This is a genomic window from Sutcliffiella horikoshii, assembly GCF_019931755.1.
Classification (GTDB): domain Bacteria; phylum Bacillota; class Bacilli; order Bacillales; family Bacillaceae_I; genus Sutcliffiella_A; species Sutcliffiella_A horikoshii_E.
In genome coordinates this window covers 1,934,709-1,956,235 of the sequence record NZ_CP082918.1, presented here as the reverse complement: position 1 = coordinate 1,956,235, position 21,527 = coordinate 1,934,709, and the positions used below count along the sequence as shown (strand labels likewise).

The following is a 21,527-nucleotide window of genomic DNA, read 5'->3' as shown; positions in this document are numbered from 1 at the left end:
TTGTATCTTTATTTTGGCACAACTTGGCACGTTGTAAATGCTTCTTCTTTGATAAAGTCCTTAGCAACGGCTTTTAGGTCTTCAAGTGTTATTTTCTCAAGTTGAGGTGTGACCTCAAAAAGGTCCATGTTATTAAAAGCATACCTGGTAAATTGGTTAGCAATAAACTCAGGTGAGTTAAGTGCTCTCAGGAAAGAACCGATTTTTTTCTTTTTAATTCGTTCCAGTTCTTGTTCTTCAATGGAATTCGGATCAAATTGAAGCAGTATTTTTTGTACTCTTTCAGCTAATTTGTCTGGTTCTGCAGTATCTCCGCCAAGCATCGCAAAGCCAAATCCATTTTCTCCAGTATAATCATAAGCAAAAGTTTCATCAATCAGACCGTCATCATAAAGCTTTTGGTAGTGATCGGAACTTTTCCCGAACAGAAGGTCGAGGAGTATGTTCACTGTCAGTTCATGCTTGAGAAGTTCCGGTCCTTGTTTCGTTGGATTAGACTCTTTTATCCCAACCATACACTTAGATGTATGGACATTCATTTTTAATACTTTCTTCTTTTCGTTCACAGATGTTGGTTCTTCATCAAATTGACGTTTTATTTCTTCTTTCTCTTTAAATGTTTTCTTTGCTTGATTATCTTTGATAAATTGCATCATCTCTGAGGTATCCATTGGTCCAACCACGAATAAGAGCATGTTGCTCGGATGGTAAAAGGTCTCATAGCAAGTGTATAAAAGATCTTTTGTAATCTTTGAGATGGAATCAATGGTGCCTGCAATATCTATTTTAACAGGATGAGTATGGAACATGCTTTCAATCAATCCGAAGTAGGCACGCCAATCGGCATTATCCTCATACATCGTTATCTCCTGCCCGATAATTCCTTTTTCTTTCTCCACTGTTTTTTCCGTAAAATACGGAGCTTGAACAAAGTCCATCAAGGTTTCAAGATTTTTTTCTACATTTGATGTACTTGAGAATAGATAGGCCGTTCTAGTAAAAGATGTAAAGGCATTGGCAGAAGCACCCTGTTTACTGAAATCTTGGAAAACGTCCCCATGCTCTTTTTCAAAAAGCTTATGCTCTAAAAAATGAGCGATTCCATCAGGTACTGATACATAATTGTCCTCACCAAGTGGTACGAATTTATTATCTATCGAGCCGTACTTGGTCGTAAAAGTAGCATATGTTTTATGAAAACCAGATTTCGGTAAAAGGTATACTTCTAATCCGTTGTCTAGCGTTTCGTGATATAAGTTTTCTTCCAGTTGTTTAAATTCGATTTTTTCCATCTTTCACGCCTCCTTCCCAGTCAAAAAGTAGGTGGTATCAAGTTCAATCATCTGCGCAACTTCCTGGATTTCCTCTTTTGTAACATTCTCTACACCTTCAAGAAATGCTTCAATTGGTTTATCAGCTTCTGACACTTCATTATTGTACAGGACTTCAATCAATCCTCTTGCTGTATCAATTGTTTCAAGAATTTGATTTTTAATGACGGCTTTCGTCTGGGAAATTTCCCCTTCTGTATATTCCCCTTGCTTCATCGCTTCAATCTGCTGATTAATGATGGTTACCGCTTTTTCGTAATTGGAAAAGTCGATGCCGGACATGACAAGTAACAAACCTTTATGACTTTCCACTCGTGACGCAGCATAATAGGCTAAGCTTTCCTTTTCCCTCACATTAATAAAGAGTTTAGAATGAGAAAAGCCGCCAAAGATGCCATTAAAAACTTGCAAAGCATAGTATAGGTCGTCTTTGAATGTAACATTTGTTCTGTATCCGATATTTAGTTTACCTTGTTTAATATCCTGGCGCTCTATGACTTCGTTCGGTTCTTTCATTTCTTTATTAGGCTGAGTGATGGAAGAGGTTACTTTGTTGTCCTGATCAGGCAATACAAAGTACTTTTTGACATATTCGTCTACTTCTTCCTCTTTTATATCTCCAACGAAATAAAGATGTATATCATTTGTTTTTAACATGTTTTGATAATAACTGTAAAGGGATTCTGAAGTTATGGCATCTACTTTTTCCTTTTCACCATTAGCACTCAGGCGGTAAGGTTCCGCTGCACACATTTCCTCGATAAGACGCTGGCTTGCATAACGCATTTTATCATCGTATACAGATTGAATTCTTTGCTTTAATGCCCTTTTTTCTTTATCCACTGTGGCAGATTTAAAACCATTTCCTTCCGTTACTGGTTTTAATAGCACTTCACTTAACAGTTCAATCCCTTTTTCAAGGAGTGGTGTTGAATCTTTTAGAAACTTTTCATTGGCAATCTCTAATCTTATGGATATGATGTGATCTTCGCCTTTTTTGCTAAGGTCCACAGCAAGGCTGGCACCATATAATTCATCAAGATATGCCCTGAATTGGGAAGGTTGCGGATGGGACTCTGTCGCGTTCTGAAGGACATACGGCAATATAGCACGAACCGTTACATCCTCTTCTGATAACGGAGCCTTTACTTTCAATACAATAGTATTCGTTTTGAATTTATTGGTCGGAATAGTGTGAACGTTGATTCCATTAAGTGTGTACGTTCTTTCATCAACTAGTTTCAAGAAATCTCCTCCTTTACTTTGATGCGGACATAACAAATTTTCATCCTGTTAGTTAATCGTATAAAAATATAGACAGTACTATTCTTTCTATAACGTTCAAAAAATAGTCCTAAACCCAATATAACGTTAAATTAGAAAGATTTACAAGTCAGATAGCCCAGAGAAAGCTCAAAATAAAAACACCACAAATTGTGGTGTTCCGAAATCACTATGGACGCTTTCTTAAAACATGGAAGCTGAATTTGTCTGCTCTAAAGTAGTTGAGTGAGTAGAGAATTGGTTCGTCATTTTGATCATAATGCATCTGTTTTAAAACGAGCAATGCCGTCTCAGGTTCGCATTCAAGAATCGGTGAAATTTTATCATGATAACCGATTGGTTCGATATGTGTCACAGCATAAGAAATATATCTTCCCGCTTCTTTTTCAAGAAGTTTCAAGAGAGACTCGTTCTTATAGGATTGATAGTCTTCTACAATCGTGGTAGGAATTTTATCAATACAGTAAACAACCGGAAGATCATTGGCTGTTCGTACACGCTCAAAGTGAAGGACTTCACTGATTTCTTTATTATTGAATTTAATTAACTCTTCCTCGCTTGGTGCTTCGATGGTGGAAGTTAAAAAGACCGTCCCCGGTTTCATTCCAGCTTGTGAGATCATTTCCGTTACAGAATTTAGCTGTTCGATTCCTGATGAGAATACCGGTTTGGAATTAACAAATGTTCCGACACCGTGTCTTCTGACGACAATATTTTCTTCTTCCAATACACGTAAAGCTTCTCTCAATGTTGCTCTGCTAACCCCTAGACGTCGAGACAATTCGAATTCGGAAGGTAGTTTTTCTTTTTCTTTATACACCTTGTTCTCAATATCTTGCTTTAATTTGTCTACAACTAGTAAATACAAATGTCTGCTGTCTGACCGAATCGTCATAACTGATCCCCCATTAACCGTTTACAAAACACTTTTCATGTTTTCCTATTAATCCAAAATAATATAACACTTTTTGGGGGTAAAATAAATAGAAATTAATGTTTTTTGTCGAAAAAGTAAGCGTTTTATAGATTTTTCCATTAATAAAAATAAAAGACGGCTTTTGATAGCCGCCTTTTTCGATCGCTTATTATGAACCAACATCTTCACTTTGGTTTCCAGATACTAAAACTGTTCGTGGTTTACTGCCCTCATAGGGACCTACTACTCCTCTTACTTCCATGGCGTCGATAAGTCTTGCAGCTCTTGTGTAACCGATGCGGAAGCGACGTTGAAGCATAGATACAGAGGCAGTTTGCATCTCTAATACAAGCTGCACTGCATCATCATAAAGGTCATCATCCACTTCTTCCACTTCTTCATTGATATCTTGAGGAATCATTTCCTCTTGATATTGTGCCTTCTGCTGATCGATGACAAAGTCTACTATCCGCTCGACCTCTTCATCGGATAAGAATGCCCCCTGTACCCTTATAGGTTTGGAAGCTCCAACCGGCAGAAACAGCATGTCCCCTCTACCAAGAAGTTTTTCCGCTCCTCCCATATCCAGAATTGTTCTAGAGTCTGTTTGAGATGAAACGCTAAAGGCTATTCTAGAAGGGATATTCGCCTTGATTACCCCTGTGATAACATCAACAGACGGTCGTTGTGTGGCAATAATCAGATGTATTCCTGCTGCACGAGCCATCTGGGCAAGCCTTGTAATACAGTCTTCCACATCGGAGGAAGCGACCATCATTAAGTCGGCAAGCTCATCCACGATTACGACAATGTATGGTAAGGATGGCTGTTTGGCTTCTTCGTCCTGGTTGTGTCTTTTTATGTAGTCATTATAACCCTCGATATTCCTTGTACCCGTGTGGGAAAACAGCTCATAACGACGTTCCATTTCATTTACAACTTTCTTCAGTGCTTGAGAAGCCTTTTTAGGATCTGTTACAACTGGTGCCAAAAGATGAGGTACCCCGTTATACATGTTCAACTCTACCATTTTCGGGTCAATCATCATCATTTTCACTTCATGTGGCTTTGCACGCACTAAAATACTAGTGATGATTCCGTTAATACAGACACTTTTACCACTTCCTGTTGCTCCGGCCACAAGAAGATGGGGCATTTTATTAAGCTCTGCCACGACGGAATCTCCAGAAATATCACGACCTAAGCCTATTAATAACTTCGCATCCGGCTTTTCGGCCTGTTTGGTATCTAAAACTTCTCTTAAGGATACCATTGCGACTTCATTATTAGGCACTTCAATTCCTATAGCCGACTTACCCGGTATCGGAGCTTCAATTCGGATATCTTTGGCAGCCAGTGCAAGGGCCAAATCATCACTCAAGTTTACAATTTTGCTGACCTTAACACCGACATCAGGATATACTTCATATTTTGTAACTGCCGGGCCGAGATGAACCTTCGTTACTTTTGCTTTTACACCAAAGCTAGCAAACGTCTTTTCTAATTTTCTAGCGTTCTGATAAATATTTTCATGCTCTGTTGTCTGATGATTCGCTATTGGCTTGTTTAAAAGATCAAGCGATGGAAGAACATATTCCTTATTTTCTACTTCCGTAAAGGCCATTGGACCTGCTATGAGTTCTCCGGCTTCTTCCTGGCCAGCGTCTTTGTCACCACTTGTAGATGCTGCGGGTTCCGTCTCCACCTGTTTTACTTCTGACTCTCGGTCGTTAAAAGAAGAAATGATTGGCGGAGAGATGATTTCTTCTGAAGTATCTTCCACAACATGGACTTCTTCTGTTTTTTCTTTTTTCTCTGCTTTTTGCTTTTTCTCTTCTACTTGTTTCTCTTTTTTACGTTTATTGCTATCCTCTTTCCAACCTTTCATATCTTCCATAAATGCAAGCCATTGGTTTTTCGCGAATCCGAATAAGCCTGCAGCAACTTTGATTACCGTGTCATTGAGGGATTTTCCAGTGACTAATATGATACCAATTACGATGAATATCATGGCAATCCACTGTGCACCTCTTGCATCAAATAGCAGATGGAACAGGGCAAATAGTATTGCTCCCATCATTCCGCCGCCAAGGTCTGTTGTGCTTGTTTCTCCGTTGACTTCCAGCCAGAAAAGCTCCCATGTATTGCCGATAACAGAAGGATCAGCAAATGAGCCTCCGCGTGACAACATTCTAAACAGAGTAACATGGCTAAGTAATAAAACAGACATCATAATAACGTACACACCAACCAATTGCCTTGAGAAGAAGGTAGGCAACTCTCTTTTCCAGATGATATATCCTGATAAGAGCAATAGCCCAAGAAGCATGAGCATATACCATTCTCCACTAAAAAAACGAAATAATAGAACAAAGGTTTGTCCTACCATACCAAGTTTGGCAATCGCTATACATGTAATGGCCAACAACAGCAGCCCCATTACTTCGAAGGTGACTGTGCGTTTCCATTCATCCCGGTTTTTGGTTTTTCTTTGTCTCTTTTTTCGTTTTGACATATAATTCTCACCTATCTGACCATAATGAGAAGACGAAAGCAGCCAACATATACTGGCTGCTTTTTCCTCTGATGCTTGTATTATATCATAAGGCCTTACTCTTGAAACGGTGTTAAAGAAAATTAATCGTTTGTCCAGGAGAATACTCGCTATTAAGATAATGTGCGGGATCTGTACTTAAGTTCCGGACAATTTGATAGGCGTTCATGTCTGTTTGCTGAACAACCAAGGAAACGCCGTTGAAATCTATTACACGTTGCTTTTCATATTCTCCATTTTCCACTGGAAAAATTAATTCCTGAGGCATGGTCGTATAGAGAATCATTGCAGCATCTTCCCTTCTTGCGGTTTATCTTGATTATTCGCCTCTACCATCTCGTTCAGCTTGCGGATTGCTTCTCCTACTCCACCTACTTGATCAATCAATCCGTACTCCACTGCATCTGCCCCAACTACATTGGTACCAATATCTCGGGTGAGATTACCTTTGGAGAGCATCAATTCCTTGAACTTCTCTTCAGGAATGCCTGAGTTCTTGGTTACAAAATTAATGACTCTATCTTGCATTTTATCGAGGTACTCAAAGGTTTGGGGTACTCCAATCACCAAACCTGTCAAACGAACAGGGTGAATAGTCATTGTGGCCGTTTCCGCAATAAAGGAATAATCACAAGAAACCGCAATAGGTACACCAATTGAATGTCCGCCACCAAGGACAAGGGAGACAGTTGGCTTTGACAAGGAAGCTAGCATTTCAGAAATAGCCAATCCCGCTTCAACATCTCCACCTACCGTATTTAAAATCACTAACAGGCCTTCGATATTCGGATTTTGCTCAATGGCAACAATTTGAGGAATGACATGTTCATATTTGGTTGTTTTATTTTGAGGAGGTAATTGGACGTGCCCCTCAATTTGACCCACTATGGTAAGACAATGTATTTTGGAGTCAGGTGGCATTTGTGCGACATTTGTTTGACCAAGCTGCTGAATTTTATTTACTAAGGAATCCTTCCCTGCATCCTGCTTGTTAGGCTCTCCTTGTGGTTGATCCGATGACTGGTATGTAAAATCAGACATGCGACAATCTCCTTCCGTCCCTTACTAAATTAGTTTTCTCTAATATAGTATTGACGCGATGCAATTTTTCATTCGCAATCATAAGAAAAACAAAACCCGCAACATGACATTAACTGCCACATTGCGGGTAAGATACGATATTACACTTCCATGATGATAGGAAGAATCATTGGTCGACGTCTAGTCTTTTCATATAAGTGCTGGTTTAGGGATTCTCGTATTTTAAGCTTTAAGCTTGACCACTCGAGAATCTGTTCTTTAACGGCATTATCTAGAATTTCTGTCACGATGGCATTTGCTCTGTCTAAAAGCTCTTCGGACTCCCGCACATAAACAAAACCTCTTGAAAGGATCTCTGGACCTGCAATAATTCTTTTCTGGCTCTTACTGATGGAAACAACCACCACCATAATGCCGTCTTGGGACAATAGCCTGCGGTCTCGTAACACAATATTTCCGATATCCCCAACTCCGAGACCATCGATTAGCACATTTCCGGCATAAACCTTGCCGGCATATTTTCCAGTTCCTTTGTTAAACTCAACTACTTCACCTTTATTTAATAAGAAAATATTATCCTTATCAATTCCGACGCTCTCTGCCACTTTGGAAAGCGCTCTTTGCATTTTGAATTCCCCTTGTATAGGGATAACATACTTTGGCTTAAGTAAGTTCAACATTAACTTAAGTTCTTCCTGACAACCGTGCCCTGAAGAATGAATTTTCTTTTGACCATAAATGACAACAGCTCCGGCCCTGTATAGCTTGTCTATCACTTTAGCTACGGTTAATTCTGTTCCAGGTGAAGGAGAGGCTGCAATCATAACGATGTCTTGTTTTTTGATTTGAGCATGTTTATGAGTACCTTTGGCCATTTTCAATAGGGATGACATAAGTTGAGAGTGCGTCCCAATTGTAAGGACAACTACATTATCATCTTTTAGGTTGCCAAGTTCATTTACAGGTACAAGCAGGTCATCCGGGATTTGTAAATATTCCAATTCTGTAGCAATTGTGAAGTTTCGATCAGTTGGATGAGAAACGACTACAAGCTTTCTGTTGCTATCTACGGCAGCTTGAACGATTTGTTGAATTCGTCCGACATTTGTAGATAGGCACGCAGCAAAAACGCGGCCCTTTGCATTATACGTTACATCTGCAATCTCTTGTCTGACAACAGATTCGGAAATAGTATATCCCGGTTTTTCTGCATTGGTGCTATCTGAAAGGACACATAGTACACCCTTGTTTCCGATTTCTGCAATTTTCCCTATATCGGCATTCTTAGATAACTGGGATTGATCAAATTTGAAGTCACCTGTATGAACGATTGCGCCTTGTGGAGTGTGAAAGCAAATGCCGACTGAATCGGGAATGCTATGGTTTGTTCTAAAAAAGGTAACCGTCGTTTGAGGCAATTCTAGGACAGTGCTATCATCTACCTCCATAAACTCGACCTGTCCTTTAGATCCAAGCCCGTTCACAAGTTCTTTTGCAAGTGCCAAAGTAAACTTCGTACCATATACAGGTGCTTTTAATTTCCTAAGGATGTATGCAAGTCCGCCCATATGCTCTTCATGACCATGTGTGAGGAAAATCCCCTTAATCTTGTCTTTATTATCCTCAAGGTAGGTGGTATCTGGTATTACCATATCTATACCAAGCATCCCGTCTTCTGGGATCATGACACCTGTATCCATGATATAAATGGAATCTTCCATCTCTAATACGTACATATTTTTGCCGATTTCCCCGATCCCCCCGAGGGCAAACACTTTAAGTTTCTCTATCTGTGGTGTATTCACTTTTTTACCTCCTATATATCTGTACAACGAATTATGACGATAATGCACGCTTTGCATCAAGAGATCTATTAAATTTTCAGCTACCTAGTGCCAAATCAATATCCGCTCCATGTCATTTGAAATTATTATAACGTATGAAAGAATTGGAATACAAGAAATATTATAATAACTGGAATTTAATGGGTATATAAAAGAAAAACCTCTTCTTGGACCCTAAGGTGAATGAAGTCAACAGTTTTTATTCTTACTTAAAAATCCCTTGTCTCCAATGGCTTCATATTGGCGATGAGGACTTCTCTCATCCAGATTTCTTGTCACTGAGGTCTTCATAACGGTGATGAGGACCTCTCTCCTCCTGATTCCTCGTCACTGAGGTCTTCATAACGGTGATGAGGACCTTTCTCCTCCTGATTCCTCGTCACTGAGGTCTTCATAACGGTGATGAGGACCTCTCTCCTCCTTTTTCCTCGTCACTGAGGTCTTCATCCCAACGAATCCAGCATTCCATTATTTTATAGTTCCTTAATCAATTAAAAAACCAAAGCTTCCTAACAAGCTTTGGCTCTTTTCGAATATTAAACTGTTTCTATAAGTTGCGTTAACGTATTTCTTTCGTCTTCTGTTAACGGCACCAATGGTAATCTGACACCGCCGACATCCATACCTTTTAATTGCAGGGCTGTCTTGACTGGTGAAGGGCTTGGTGCACTGAATAGTCCCTTCATGACAGGCAGTAACGATTGGTGCTGTTTAGCAGCACTTGCATACTCTCCTGTCTCAAAAGAACGAATCATTTCTTGCATTTGATTTCCTAGAACGTGTGAGGCTACGGAAACCACACCATTTCCTCCTATAGAAAGTACAGGCAAGGTTAACCCGTCATCCCCACTGTATAGGACAAATTCATTCGGTGTATTTGCGATGATTTCCGTCATGGCATCCAGGTTCCCGCTTGCTTCTTTGACTGCAACGATATTATCAATAGCAGAAAGGCGTACAATTGTTTCAACTGACATATTAACAACAGATCTGCCAGGAATATTGTACAGCATAACAGGCAGGGATGTTTCAGATGCGATTGTACTAAAGTGCTGATAAAGTCCTTCTTGACTAGGCTTATTGTAGTACGGTGCCACTAACATGATAGCATCCACACCTGCCGCCTCCGCTTTTTTGGTCAGATCAATAGATGCTCGGGTATTATTGCTACCCGTTCCTGCAATCACAGGAATTCTACCATCAACAACCTTAACTACATGAGAGAACAGGGCAAGCTTTTCTTCTGTTGATAGGGTTGGAGATTCTCCCGTTGTTCCGGCTACAACAACGGAATCCGTACCGTTATTAATAAGATAGTTGATCAATTGTGTTGTTTTTTCGAAGTCTATGTTTCCTTTATTATCAAAAGGTGTCACCATAGCTGTTGATACTTTACCAAAGTTAATCATGAACTGTTTTCTCTCCTTCTTCTGCGGTTGGGTGTATGATTGTTATTTGTTTTCTTGCAAGATTGAAAGCCTTGTGTAAAGCATTCACCGCTTTAATCATATCCTCTTGTTTTACAAGTACCCAGATTGTAGTATGACTATCTGCGGATTGAAGAATTTGTATGCCTAGTTCCGACAGTGCCGTCACTATTTTCGAAGTTACCCCGGGTACGCCTGTCATTCCTGCTCCAACTGTTGCAACTTTTGCACAGTGGCGGTTGACTTTCGGCTCATATCCCAATTTCCGCAATACATTTATCGCTTTTTCACTCATCTCATCTGTGACGGTATAAACCACACTTGTAGGAGAGATATTGAAAAAGTCTACACTTATCTGTTCATTGGCCATCGCTCGAAAGACTTCGGTTTGGATGCCATAATTTCCTTCTTTTGCAAAAACCTTTATTTGTGTGACATTCGGTACATGGGCTATCCCCGTAATCAAGCGGTCCTTTACATCAGCACCCTTTCCCATTCTATCAAGGGAGGTGACTAATGTCCCCGTTGAGTTGGAGTAAGTCGACCTGATACGGATTGGTATCTTTGCCTGCATCGCAACTTCCACGGCCCGTGGATGAATTACTTTTGCACCCTGATATGCCATGTTACATATTTCGTTATAGGTGACAACAGGTAATGGAGAGGCATCTTTGACAATCCGTGGATCAGCAGTCATGACCCCTTCCACATCTGTAAAAATATCAATCCATTCTGCATGAAGGGCTGCACCTAAAGCGGCAGCTGAAGTATCACTTCCTCCACGCCCAATGGTGGAAATATCCCCGTTCTTCGTTTCCCCTTGAAATCCTGCTACAACCACTACTTGATGCAATTCTAGCATTTCAAGAAGTCTTTCACATTTCATTTCAATGATACGGGCATTTGTGTGGTCATTATTGGTTCGAAATCCAGCCTGTGGGCCATTTAATGCTGTTGAGGAAATTCCTTCTTTTTGCAACAGGCTACTGAAAACAATGGAAGAGATAATTTCTCCACAAGATAACAGCATATCTATTTCACGCTTAGATACGTTGTACTTACCTGATTCCACAAGGTTCAATAGGGTGTCTGTTGCGTATGGCTCCCCTTTTCTCCCCATGGCGGATACCACAACGACCACTTTGTATCCATCATTAACGGCCTTTTTTATATGTTTGACTGCAGCATGTCTACTGGTTTCATCCCTTACTGACGTTCCGCCAAACTTTTGAACAATTATTTTCATATATTGACACCTCATCGCGGTTTAGAAACATCCTTAATACATACGAAAGATGTGATGAAAATAGTACCCTTGTAAAAGGGACTCCCTGTTCAAGAATGGCATTGGTATGAAACCGGTCTTTCTTCCGAAAAGAAAAGGTCTTACAAAGACCTTTTCTCTATCTTTTTATCGGTTGATGACACCAAGTTTCACTAAGCTCTCAGCAATTTGCACGGAATTCCAGGCCGCACCTTTTAGCAAGTTGTCAGATACAATCCATAAATGGAAACCTTTCTTGTTATCCAGGTCCTTTCTGATTCTACCGACAAACACGTCGTTAGAGCCCACACAATCAGCTGGCATCGGGTAGACCTGTTCTGCCGGATTGTCTTGCAACACAACGCCAGGAGCTTTTTCAAGCAACGCTTTCATATCTTGAACAGTCACATTTTCGTCTTCTACTTCAATATATACAGACTCGGAATGTCCTGTTACAACCGGAAGGCGTACACATGTCGCAGCAACCTGTAGGGTTTGGTCATGCATGATCTTTTTTGTTTCGTTGATCATTTTTAATTCTTCAAAAGTAAAACCGTTCTCTTCAAACTTATCAATCTGTGGAATGGCATTGAATGCAATTTGATAATGTTTCTTGTCACCTTTAACAGGTAGAATACTTGGTGTGAAGGCTTCTTTGTTTAAAATGGCCTGTGATTGGGACTCAAGCTCATCAATTGCCGCCGCACCTGCTCCTGAAACAGCTTGATAGGTGCTGACTATGACCTTAGTAAGACCATATGATTTACGAATCGGCTCTAATGCTACTACCATTTGAATAGTCGAGCAATTCGGGTTTGCAATGATTCCATTATGGGATTTGATGTCTTCCTCATTAACTTCTGGTACTACAAGTGGCACATTAGGATCCATACGGAAGAAGCTAGTGTTATCCACTACTATTGCTCCTCGCTTTGCCGCTTCAGGCGCTAGCTCCTTGGAAACACTTCCTCCTGCACTGAATAATGCTATATGAACACCTTCAAATTTATCAGGTGTTGCAACTTCAATTGTAACTTCTTCCCCTTTAAATAATACTTTTTTACCTGCAGAGCGCTCCGAAGATAATAGCGTAAGCTTCTTGATAGGAAAATTTCTTTCTTCTAATGTATGAAGCATCTGCTGTCCTACTGCTCCTGTTGCGCCTACTACTGCTACATGTAAACCACTCATCTATTAAGCACCTCTCCATTTTAAAAATAGCTCATTAATGTTTATCTGAGCTTTCAGAATAAATATTCATATATAGTTTTTTATTTTATCATATTACTGAAATAAAGAAGAGAAGAAATTCTTACTTTTCTTCTCTTCTAAGCAAATTTTATTATAAATCGTCTTTATATCTTTCCACGATGACTGGTTGTATTTGCTTATGCTCCAATGCATGCTCCACAGTAGGCATGAGCATACTCATTCTCGCAACCATGGAATTTGGTTTTTTGTCTGGTGCATCTTGCCCGTAAGGAATAAAGTATATATTTTTGGTAGCCATTAATCTCATTAAGTTCAATCCGTTTAATCCAAGGGCATCATTTGTAGATATCCCTAAAACCACCGGGTTATGATTCCGGAGTGTTGCCTTTGCAGCCATTAATACAGGTGAATCTGTAAGCGCATTGGCCAATTTACTCATGGAGTTCCCAGTTAAAGGGGCAATGATCATACAATCCAATGGAATTTTCGGCCCAAGCGGCTCTGCTTTTACAATGGAATCTATCACTTTAAACCCTGTCATATCTTCAATCAGTTTAATCCAATCTTCCCCTTGACCGAATCTGGTATTTGTATGTTGAACGGTCGAAGTAACTACTGGCCTCACTTCTGCACCAGCATCAAGTAGCTTTTGTATTTCAGGAATAACTGCATCATACGTACAATGAGATCCCGTTAAACCAAAACCTAGCCGTTTACCTTTTAATTGCATGGTTAATTCCCCTTTCTCCCTTCCATTTCTTCTTTAAGTAATTGTGCCAAGACATTTGCCACTATCTGCCCCGCAGTTTTTGGAGCAACAATTCCTGGAAGTCCTGGAGCTAATAATGCTTTAATTCCTCTTTTTTCGGCATATCGGAAATCAGTTCCCCCTGGTTTTGATGCCAGATCAATAATGAGAGTATGAGCAGGCATTTTGGAGATTACATCCGATGTTACGATAAGGTGTGGAATAGTATTGATACAGACATCTACGTCTGCAACATTCTCAGCCAATTCGTTTAGATGAAATGGAGTTACGCCCATCTCAAAGATACGGGCAATATGTTCTGATTTTCTGGCGCCTACACGCACATTTGCACCGAGTGCGGCAAAAGTACGTGCTACACTCATACCGACTCTTCCTAAACCTAGAACCGCTACTTTGGAGTTATGGATCGTAATATCTGTATGTTGAATAACCATCATAATGGTACCTTCCACCGTCGGAATTGCATTATAGATGGCAACATCATCACGATCAAACAATTGAACTAACTTCCTGTTTGTACTTGCCACCAATTGATTCAAATAGGGGTTAGTGATACCTGAATAAATGGTACAGTGGTCTGGTGTGTTCTTGACTATTTCCTCTGTTAAGACAATTTTTTCATTTGAGAAAATAGTATCAACCTGCCCCTCTAAATTAGTGCCGGGAACAGGAAGGATAATGGCATTGACAGTCGTAAAATCTACTTCATTCATCTGCTCCTTTGAAGCACCTGTAAAGCCGTGATCTAATTGGTCAAATCCTACAAGCGAAAGCTTCGCGTCTAGCTCAATAAGCTTACGTATCACTTCCAGCTGCCTTGCATCACCGCCAATGACAGCTATGTGCAAACCGGTCAGCATATATCGTTCACCTTCTTCTACTTCGTGAAAGTTTGTAAATCTGGCTCAAGTTTTTCTTACTTCCACATCTTATGTAACCTATGGAAAATCTGTGCTTGAATCAAAGGAGAAAGGGAAGAGTTTGCAAGTGGATGATATTTAAAAGTATTTAGATAGTTTGAATGAAAGGTTTTTGAACTTTTAGCCCGAAGACTGGATGATTTCTATCTTCCGGGCATATAGAAGGCTTCTATACTACCGAAGGTCTTGTGATCTCTGCCGTTCGGGCGTATAGAGCGGTTCTATACTACCGAAGGTTCTGTGATCTCTACAGTTCGGGCATATAGAACGCTTCTATACTACCGAAACCTGAGTGATCCCTTCCGTTCGGGCATATAGAGCGCTTCTATACTACCGAAACCTGAGTGATCCCTTCCGTTCGGGCATATAGAGCGCTTCTATACTACCGAAGGCCGTGTGATCCCTGCCGTTCGGGCATATAGAGCACTTCTATACTACCGAAAGCCATGTAATCCCTTCCGTTCGGGCATATAGAGCCTTATAGACAAAAAAAGACCCAGCTAGCGCTGAGTCATTCTTCCTCTTCCGGTATGTCAATAATAATCATATCTGTTCCAATCTTTTTAATATGATTCCACGGTACACGAATGTCGCTGCCTTCCTTCTTCAACCCAAACCATTTCAAGGAAGGAATGATAAGTGAACGTATCTCACCTGTACTTTCGTTGATTTCAAGATCTGTATGACCAAGTATGCCGAGCCGTTCTGCCCGTTTCACATCAACAATTTCCTTTCCGCTCATTTCACTTAATCTCATAAGAAATCACCTCCTATATTATCTATATTAGAAGGCGTCCAAAAAAAAACCTGCCATTAGAAAATGGCAGGCATGTTATTATTTTTCTTGAATTGATTTAGGCATCTCACCGCTTGGACTGATTAAAGCAACCGAATATTCATCTGTAAAAATCTTGGTTGCCAGGTTATTTACAGATTCCTCTGTGATACTATTGATTCTTTCTAAAATATCATCAAGGGAGCGATGTCTTCCGAGAAGAAGCTCGTTCTTTCCGTTTCTGCTCATACGACTGTTTGTGCTCTCAAGACTCAACATAAGGCTACCCTTTATTTGCTCCTTACTGTTGACAAGCTCTTTTTTAGTTATTCCGTCGCGCTTCAGTGTGTTAAGCGTCTGTTGAATGGTTTCAAACAGAAGATCTAATTGGTTGCTGCCAGTTCCACCATAAATGGTAAGCATACCGTTATCTTGGAAGGTGGAGTGATAGGAATAGACTGAATACGCCAGTCCGCGTTCCTCTCTGACATCCTGGAATAGACGACTGCTCATGCTGCCGCCAAGCACATTATTCAATACAATCAGGTTGTAAATATCTTTGTCGCCGATTTGAAGCCCGTCGTAACCTATGCAGAGATGAGCCTGTTCGGTCGTTTTCTTTTTTGCAATTCGTCCAGTTTCAAAGGAAGGTTTTACATACTCACGCTTTGAGTGACCAGTTTCATAACTTCCAAATAGGTTTTCAATCTCTTTCACAAATGACTCATCAATATTACCAGCTACGGAGATAACCACATTGTCAGGAGTATAAGTTTCCTTCATATATTCACGCAATGTATTACCGTTAAAAGCAGATAAAGTTTCTTCTGTTCCCAGTATCGGATAACCTAAAGGATGGTTACCATAGGATGCTCTTGCCAAAACGTCATGGACGATATCGTCTGGAGCATCTTCATACATTTTGATTTCCTCGTATACAACATTTTTTTCCTTTTTCAATTCTTCTTCATCGAAGATTGAGTGGAAAAACATATCTGCTAATACTCCAAGTGCATAGGAAGAGTGTTCATCCATAACTTTTGCATAATAACAAGTGTATTCCTTAGAAGTGAATGCATTTACCTGCCCTCCGATAGAATCGAAAGCCTCGGCAATTTCACGTGCATTTTTTGTTTCTGTTCCTTTGAAGAACATATGCTCAAGGAAATGAGATACTCCATTATTGAGATTATCTTCATTTCGTGAACCTGTTCCAATCCATACGCCAATCGCAACCGAGCGGACATGTGGAATATTTTCTAATACGATTCTTACTCCGTTTGAACATGTATGTTTAGTAAGCAACGATAATCCTCCTATTCAAGTTTGCCAAATCTAGTTGTGATGAACGATCCTTTCTTCACTTAAAAGAGAAGAAACCGTTCCTAGTTCGAGCCCTTTATCTTTAATGGATGTAATAAGAGTTTCCAAACTGTTAGCTGTTGATGGCGTAGGATGCATAAGAACCATTGCACCAGGATGAATCTTCCCCATTACTCTATTAACAAGAACATCAGGTGACGGCTTCTGCCAATCAATGGTATCAACACTCCACATAATCGTCCCTAATTTCATTTCGTGGGCGATGTTTACGACCTCGTCACGGTAGCTACCGCTTGGAGGGGCAAACCAGGTGACTTTACTGCCGGAGATTGCCTCAATGACTTCATTTGTCTTTAAAAGCTGTTCCCTGACCGCAGTACTTCCCAATGTTTTCATATTAGGGTGTGTGTAAGAATGATTCCCCACTTCATGTCCTGCATCTATTATCATTTTAGCCATCGAAGGGTTTTCTTTAACCCATCTTCCTTCAAGAAAAAAGGTTGCTTGCACTCCATGATTTTTCAATGTTTCTAACATCCCTGGAATATGCTCATTTCCCCATGCCACATTTATCAAAAACGATACCATTGGCTTTTCAGGGTGCCCGCGGTAAATTGGTGAAGGTGGCAAGTCAGAAAGATGAATCTTAGGCGATATTTGCTCCATTACAAGCTTTTTCTCGTCAAATTCACCGCTCTTCTTCATATTTTTATAAGAAGCTTCAAGATCCACTTTCAAACCATTAAGACCCGGCTGAGCCTTCCAGACTTTATCTATCTTCGCGTCTTGAGGTGCCACTTCATAAGCAGTCGCCTTTTGTTCAATCTCCACATAAAGTGCATCCTTTTTCTGGGCCACTTCTGCTATATCTTTAGAAAGTATAGCTGCTATATCTCCCTGAAATGGATGACTCACCGTGTTATATGTAAAAAATGCAATAATAACAAATGCCAACAACTGAAACGTACTTCTTTTCATTCCACCCACTCCTTCCTACTTAAAATTTATGTAGGAAGTGGACAAGGTAGAACAAAGAATAAAGCGGAAAGACACCACCCCACAAGGCCATTTTCTATGGGGAGGTACCGCAAAAAGCCCGGCGGTCAAACCAGGCTCCTATATTAGGACATTTGTTCGTTTTTTTCTTTTTTCTCTTTAAGTAGTACTTTTCTAGAAAGATTCACTCTTCCTTGCTTGTCGATTTCCATTACTTTTACAAGAACTTCTTCTCCAAGTTTCACAACATCTTCCACTTGTTTCACGCGTTCTTCTGCAAGTTCAGAAATATGGACAAGTCCGTCTTTACCACTGAATAGCTCAACAAATGCACCGAACTTTTCAATACGTTTTACTTTACCCATGTAAATTTCGCCCACTTGGACTTCACGTACGATATCTTCGATGATTTTCTTCGCTTTGTCATTCATCTCCATATTAATGGAAGAAATAAATACCGTTCCATCTTGTTCGATGTCAATTTTAACTCCGGTTTCTTCAATAATCTTATTGATTTGTTTACCGCTAGGTCCAATTACATCACGGATCTTATCAGGGTTGATGCTCATCATCAAGATCTTCGGTGCATAAGGAGATAGCTCTTTACGAGACTCATCAATTGTAGCAAGCATAGAATCAAGAATATGCATACGTCCAATTTTAGCCTGTTGAAGTGCTTCTTCTAAGATAGCACGGGAAAGACCTTCAATTTTTATATCCATTTGAAGTGCTGTAACACCTTTGGCTGTACCAGCAACTTTAAAGTCCATATCTCCAAGGTGATCTTCCATTCCTTGGATATCGGAAAGAACTGTATAATGCTCGCCCTTTTTAATTAATCCCATTGCAATACCTGCTACAGGAGCTTTAATAGGTACACCCGCATCCATCATGGCAAGTGTGCTTGCACAGATACTTGCTTGGGAAGTGGAACCGTTGGACTCTAGAACTTCTGATACTAGACGAACTGTGTATGGGAAGTCTTTCTCGGAAGGAATAACCGGATCAAGGGCACGCTCTCCAAGAGCACCATGTCCGATTTCGCGACGTCCAGGACCTCTCATCGGACCAGTTTCCCCAACACTGAATAATGGGAAGTTATAGTGATGCATGAAACGTTTTTCTTCTTCAATACCTAATCCGTCAAGGATCTGTACGTCACCCAGTGCACCTAAAGTACAGATGCTTAATGCTTGAGTTTGTCCACGTGTAAACAGACCGGAACCGTGAGTACGAGGCAATAGGCCGACTTCAGAAGCCAGCGGACGAATCTCGTCACTCTTACGTCCATCAGGGCGTACTTTATCTTCTGTAATGAGGCGTCTTACTTCTTCTTTCACTAGCATGCTTAAAATTTCGTTGACTTGCTTCAACACATCAGCTTCTACTTCTTGCTCTTCATAGCGCGCAAGAACCTCTGTCTTCACTTCTTTGATAGCAGCTTCACGAGCGTGCTTTTCAAAGACTTGAACAGCTTTTGTCATTTTCTCTTCAGCAAGTGCACGGATTTCATGTTCAAGGTTTTTGTCTACTTCATAAAGAGTAACTTCTGTTTTCTCTTTACCTACTGCTTGGACAATTTCTTCTTGGAAAGCAATTAAACGTTTGATTTCGTTATGACCAAACATGATTGCTTCTAACATTATTTCTTCCGGAACTTCATCAGCACCAGCTTCAACCATGTTGATTGCATCCTTTGTTCCAGCTACAACCAAGTTGATATCACTCTTTTCAAGCTGTTCAACATTAGGATTAATAACGAACTCGTCGTTAATTCTTCCTACTGTTACACCTGCGATTGGTCCTTGGAAAGGAATATCGGAAACAGAAAGCGCCAATGAAGAACCGAACATCGCTGCCATCTCAGATGAACAGTTTTGATCCACACTCATCACGATGCTGATAACTTGTACTTCGTTACGGAAACCATCAGCAAATAGTGGACGGATTGGACGGTCAATCAAGCGGCTAGCCAATACAGCCTTCTCACTTGGACGTCCTTCTCTCTTAATGAATCCACCTGGAATTTTACCTACTGCGTATAATCTTTCTTCATAGTTAACTGTTAATGGGAAGAAATCTAATTTCTTCGGTTCTTTTGAAGCGGTTGCAGTGCTGAGCACAGCCGTATCTCCGTAGCGGACCATAACAGCTCCGTTTGCTTGCTTCGCTAATTGTCCTACTTCTACCGTCAGGTTTCTTCCAGCCCAGTCGATAGAAAAGACTTGTTTATCTTGTCCCATGAGTTCGTTTAACCCCTCTCTAGCTTTCATATGTATTGACCTTCTTCTCAATGCCTGCATCCGATCAACGGACTGCAGCTTAATTAGTAGAACAGTCTATGTGAAAATAAGTTTTAGTATTATGTATAGTATGAACGAAATAACTACTACATATCAATAGAATTCCAGCATGTATAGGAAAAAAATCGCTTTTTTGGTGTTCTATAAGCAATTTTTGAAAAATAACTTCTAAAATACTAATAAAAAAGCGGGAATTCTCCCGCTTTTTCTGACAAACTTATCGACGTAAACCTAATTTATTGATTAGTTCACGGTAACGAGTTACATCTTTGTTACGTAGGTAAGTAAGTAAGTTACGACGCTTACCAACCATTTTCAATAGACCACGACGTGAGTGGTGATCTTTCTTGTGAGTACGTAAATGCTCGTTCAGGTTGTTGATCTGTTCTGTTAGGACAGCGATCTGAACTTCTGGAGATCCAGTGTCAGATTCGTGAGTTCTGAACTCGTTGATAAGTTCTTGTTTACGCTCTTGTGTAATAGCCATCCTATTCACCTCCTTAATAGTAAAAACCCCTATTACCGAGCAAGCGTTGGTGATTCGACTTGCCAAGCAATGGTTTTAGTACGTTTAATAGCATACCTCTTTTTACGTCAAAAAGCAAGTATCGTGCAGGTTTTTTTGAAAATAGTCTTCCGCAATTCCCTTGTCTTTTCTAATCTGAGCAACAAGCGCATCAATACCCGAAAACTTCTTTTCTTCCCTTATACAATTATGCCATTCTATTATTACCTCAGCTCCATAGATTTGCTGATCAAAATCCAAAAGGTGTACTTCTATGGACGGTAAGTTTTCTTTATCCTGCTTGTGGAAAGTCGGTTTATAGCCGACATTGCATACTCCATTGATCCATCTGTCATTCACGTGCATACGTACCGTGTAGACACCAGTTTTAGGAATCACATAGTCATCGCCAAGCACCACATTGGCGGTGGGAAATCCGATTGTACGGCCCCTCTTTTCTCCATGCCCGACTTTTCCCCGTATTTGATAATAACGGCCCAAAGTATTCGGCAGTTCGGAAACTTTACCATCTTTCAGCTGCTCTCTAATGAAAGTCGAACTTACTTTAAGATCATTTGTCGTGTATTTCTCCACAACAGTCTGATCAAATTGCTGTCTAGAATGAAATGGCAGTGTCTCCATTGTCCCTTTGCCGAGACTGCCATAGGAATAATCGAATCCAGCTACTACATGTTGGATATTCAGTCCAATGATATATTGATCCACAAAGTCCTGGGGTACAAGCGACGCAAAAGACATGTCAAACTTGACCACATAAAGAATGTCCACCCCTAAAGATGAAAGCAGCCTTATCTTTTCGGAAAGTGGAGTTATGTAGCGGACATGTTGAACAGTCTTTCTCAATACGACGGAAGGATGCGGATCCAATGTCATTACGGCACTTGCCACCCCAAGGTCTTTCGCCTTAGACAGTGCACTTTTAATCACTTTTTGATGCCCCAAATGGATGCCATCGAAAAAACCGAGAGCCACTGCAGCAGGGATACATTCTTCTTTTGTAAGGGAATGCGGATGCTCCAAATACACAACTTTCATCATTTAT

General features: G+C 40.4%; 18 protein-coding genes. All 18 read right to left on the bottom strand.

What is annotated here, in order from left to right:
• Positions 1-8: 8 nt before the first annotated feature.
• On the bottom strand, positions 9-1,292 hold the full coding sequence (yfmH, locus tag K7887_RS09935) for an EF-P 5-aminopentanol modification-associated protein YfmH (protein WP_223493373.1): 1,284 nt from the start codon (positions 1,290-1,292) through the stop codon (positions 9-11).
• Positions 1,293-1,295: 3 nt separating this feature from the next.
• The gene (gene yfmF / locus K7887_RS09930) at positions 1,296-2,576 is read right to left on the bottom strand and encodes an EF-P 5-aminopentanol modification-associated protein YfmF (protein WP_223493372.1); all 1,281 of its coding nucleotides are present in this window, start codon (positions 2,574-2,576) and stop codon (positions 1,296-1,298) included.
• Between the two features lie 208 nt (positions 2,577-2,784).
• Entirely contained in the window at positions 2,785-3,510 is a 726-nt protein-coding gene (locus K7887_RS09925) for a GntR family transcriptional regulator (RefSeq protein WP_223493371.1), read from the bottom strand.
• A gap of 190 nt (positions 3,511-3,700) precedes the next feature.
• Positions 3,701-6,046, bottom strand: a complete 2,346-nt coding sequence (locus K7887_RS09920) for a DNA translocase FtsK (protein ID WP_223493370.1) — start codon at positions 6,044-6,046, stop codon at positions 3,701-3,703.
• A gap of 112 nt (positions 6,047-6,158) precedes the next feature.
• Complete coding sequence (locus K7887_RS09915) at positions 6,159-6,371, bottom strand: YlzJ-like family protein (RefSeq protein ID WP_223493369.1); 213 nt, start codon at positions 6,369-6,371, stop codon at positions 6,159-6,161.
• Entirely contained in the window at positions 6,368-7,126 is a 759-nt protein-coding gene (locus tag K7887_RS09910; RefSeq protein WP_223493368.1) for a ClpP family protease, read from the bottom strand. The genes K7887_RS09915 and K7887_RS09910 overlap by 4 nt, the downstream gene beginning before the upstream one ends.
• 140 nt (positions 7,127-7,266) lie before the next feature.
• Positions 7,267-8,931, bottom strand: coding sequence for a ribonuclease J (locus tag K7887_RS09905; RefSeq protein ID WP_223493367.1), 1,665 nt, complete (start codon positions 8,929-8,931; stop codon positions 7,267-7,269).
• A 575-nt stretch (positions 8,932-9,506) separates the two neighbouring features.
• A complete protein-coding gene (dapA, locus tag K7887_RS09900) occupies positions 9,507-10,379 on the bottom strand; it encodes a 4-hydroxy-tetrahydrodipicolinate synthase (RefSeq protein ID WP_223493366.1) in 873 nt (290 codons plus the stop codon).
• A complete protein-coding gene (dapG, locus tag K7887_RS09895) occupies positions 10,372-11,643 on the bottom strand; it encodes an aspartate kinase (protein WP_223493365.1) in 1,272 nt (423 codons plus the stop codon). The genes dapA and dapG overlap by 8 nt, the downstream gene beginning before the upstream one ends.
• A gap of 165 nt (positions 11,644-11,808) precedes the next feature.
• Positions 11,809-12,852, bottom strand: coding sequence for an aspartate-semialdehyde dehydrogenase (asd, locus tag K7887_RS09890; RefSeq protein WP_223493364.1), 1,044 nt, complete (start codon positions 12,850-12,852; stop codon positions 11,809-11,811).
• A gap of 151 nt (positions 12,853-13,003) precedes the next feature.
• Positions 13,004-13,603 carry a dipicolinate synthase subunit B gene (locus tag K7887_RS09885; protein ID WP_010193296.1) on the bottom strand — a complete coding sequence of 200 codons (600 nt, stop codon included), beginning with the start codon at positions 13,601-13,603 and terminating at the stop codon, positions 13,004-13,006.
• A 2-nt stretch (positions 13,604-13,605) separates the two neighbouring features.
• Positions 13,606-14,502, bottom strand: a complete 897-nt coding sequence (gene dpaA / locus K7887_RS09880) for a dipicolinic acid synthetase subunit A (RefSeq protein ID WP_223493363.1) — start codon at positions 14,500-14,502, stop codon at positions 13,606-13,608.
• Between the two features lie 571 nt (positions 14,503-15,073).
• Positions 15,074-15,319, bottom strand: coding sequence for a YlmC/YmxH family sporulation protein (locus K7887_RS09875; protein ID WP_223493362.1), 246 nt, complete (start codon positions 15,317-15,319; stop codon positions 15,074-15,076).
• A 78-nt stretch (positions 15,320-15,397) separates the two neighbouring features.
• Positions 15,398-16,642 carry a M16 family metallopeptidase gene (locus tag K7887_RS09870; protein WP_223493361.1) on the bottom strand — a complete coding sequence of 415 codons (1,245 nt, stop codon included), beginning with the start codon at positions 16,640-16,642 and terminating at the stop codon, positions 15,398-15,400.
• Between the two features lie 30 nt (positions 16,643-16,672).
• Complete coding sequence (locus K7887_RS09865) at positions 16,673-17,638, bottom strand: polysaccharide deacetylase family protein (RefSeq protein WP_223493360.1); 966 nt, start codon at positions 17,636-17,638, stop codon at positions 16,673-16,675.
• Positions 17,639-17,781: 143 nt separating this feature from the next.
• The gene (pnp, locus tag K7887_RS09860) at positions 17,782-19,899 is read right to left on the bottom strand and encodes a polyribonucleotide nucleotidyltransferase (protein ID WP_223493624.1); all 2,118 of its coding nucleotides are present in this window, start codon (positions 19,897-19,899) and stop codon (positions 17,782-17,784) included.
• A gap of 277 nt (positions 19,900-20,176) precedes the next feature.
• On the bottom strand, positions 20,177-20,446 hold the full coding sequence (gene rpsO / locus K7887_RS09855; protein ID WP_010193305.1) for a 30S ribosomal protein S15: 270 nt from the start codon (positions 20,444-20,446) through the stop codon (positions 20,177-20,179).
• A 102-nt stretch (positions 20,447-20,548) separates the two neighbouring features.
• A complete protein-coding gene (gene ribF / locus K7887_RS09850) occupies positions 20,549-21,520 on the bottom strand; it encodes a bifunctional riboflavin kinase/FAD synthetase (protein WP_223493623.1) in 972 nt (323 codons plus the stop codon).
• Positions 21,521-21,527 lie beyond the last annotated feature (7 nt).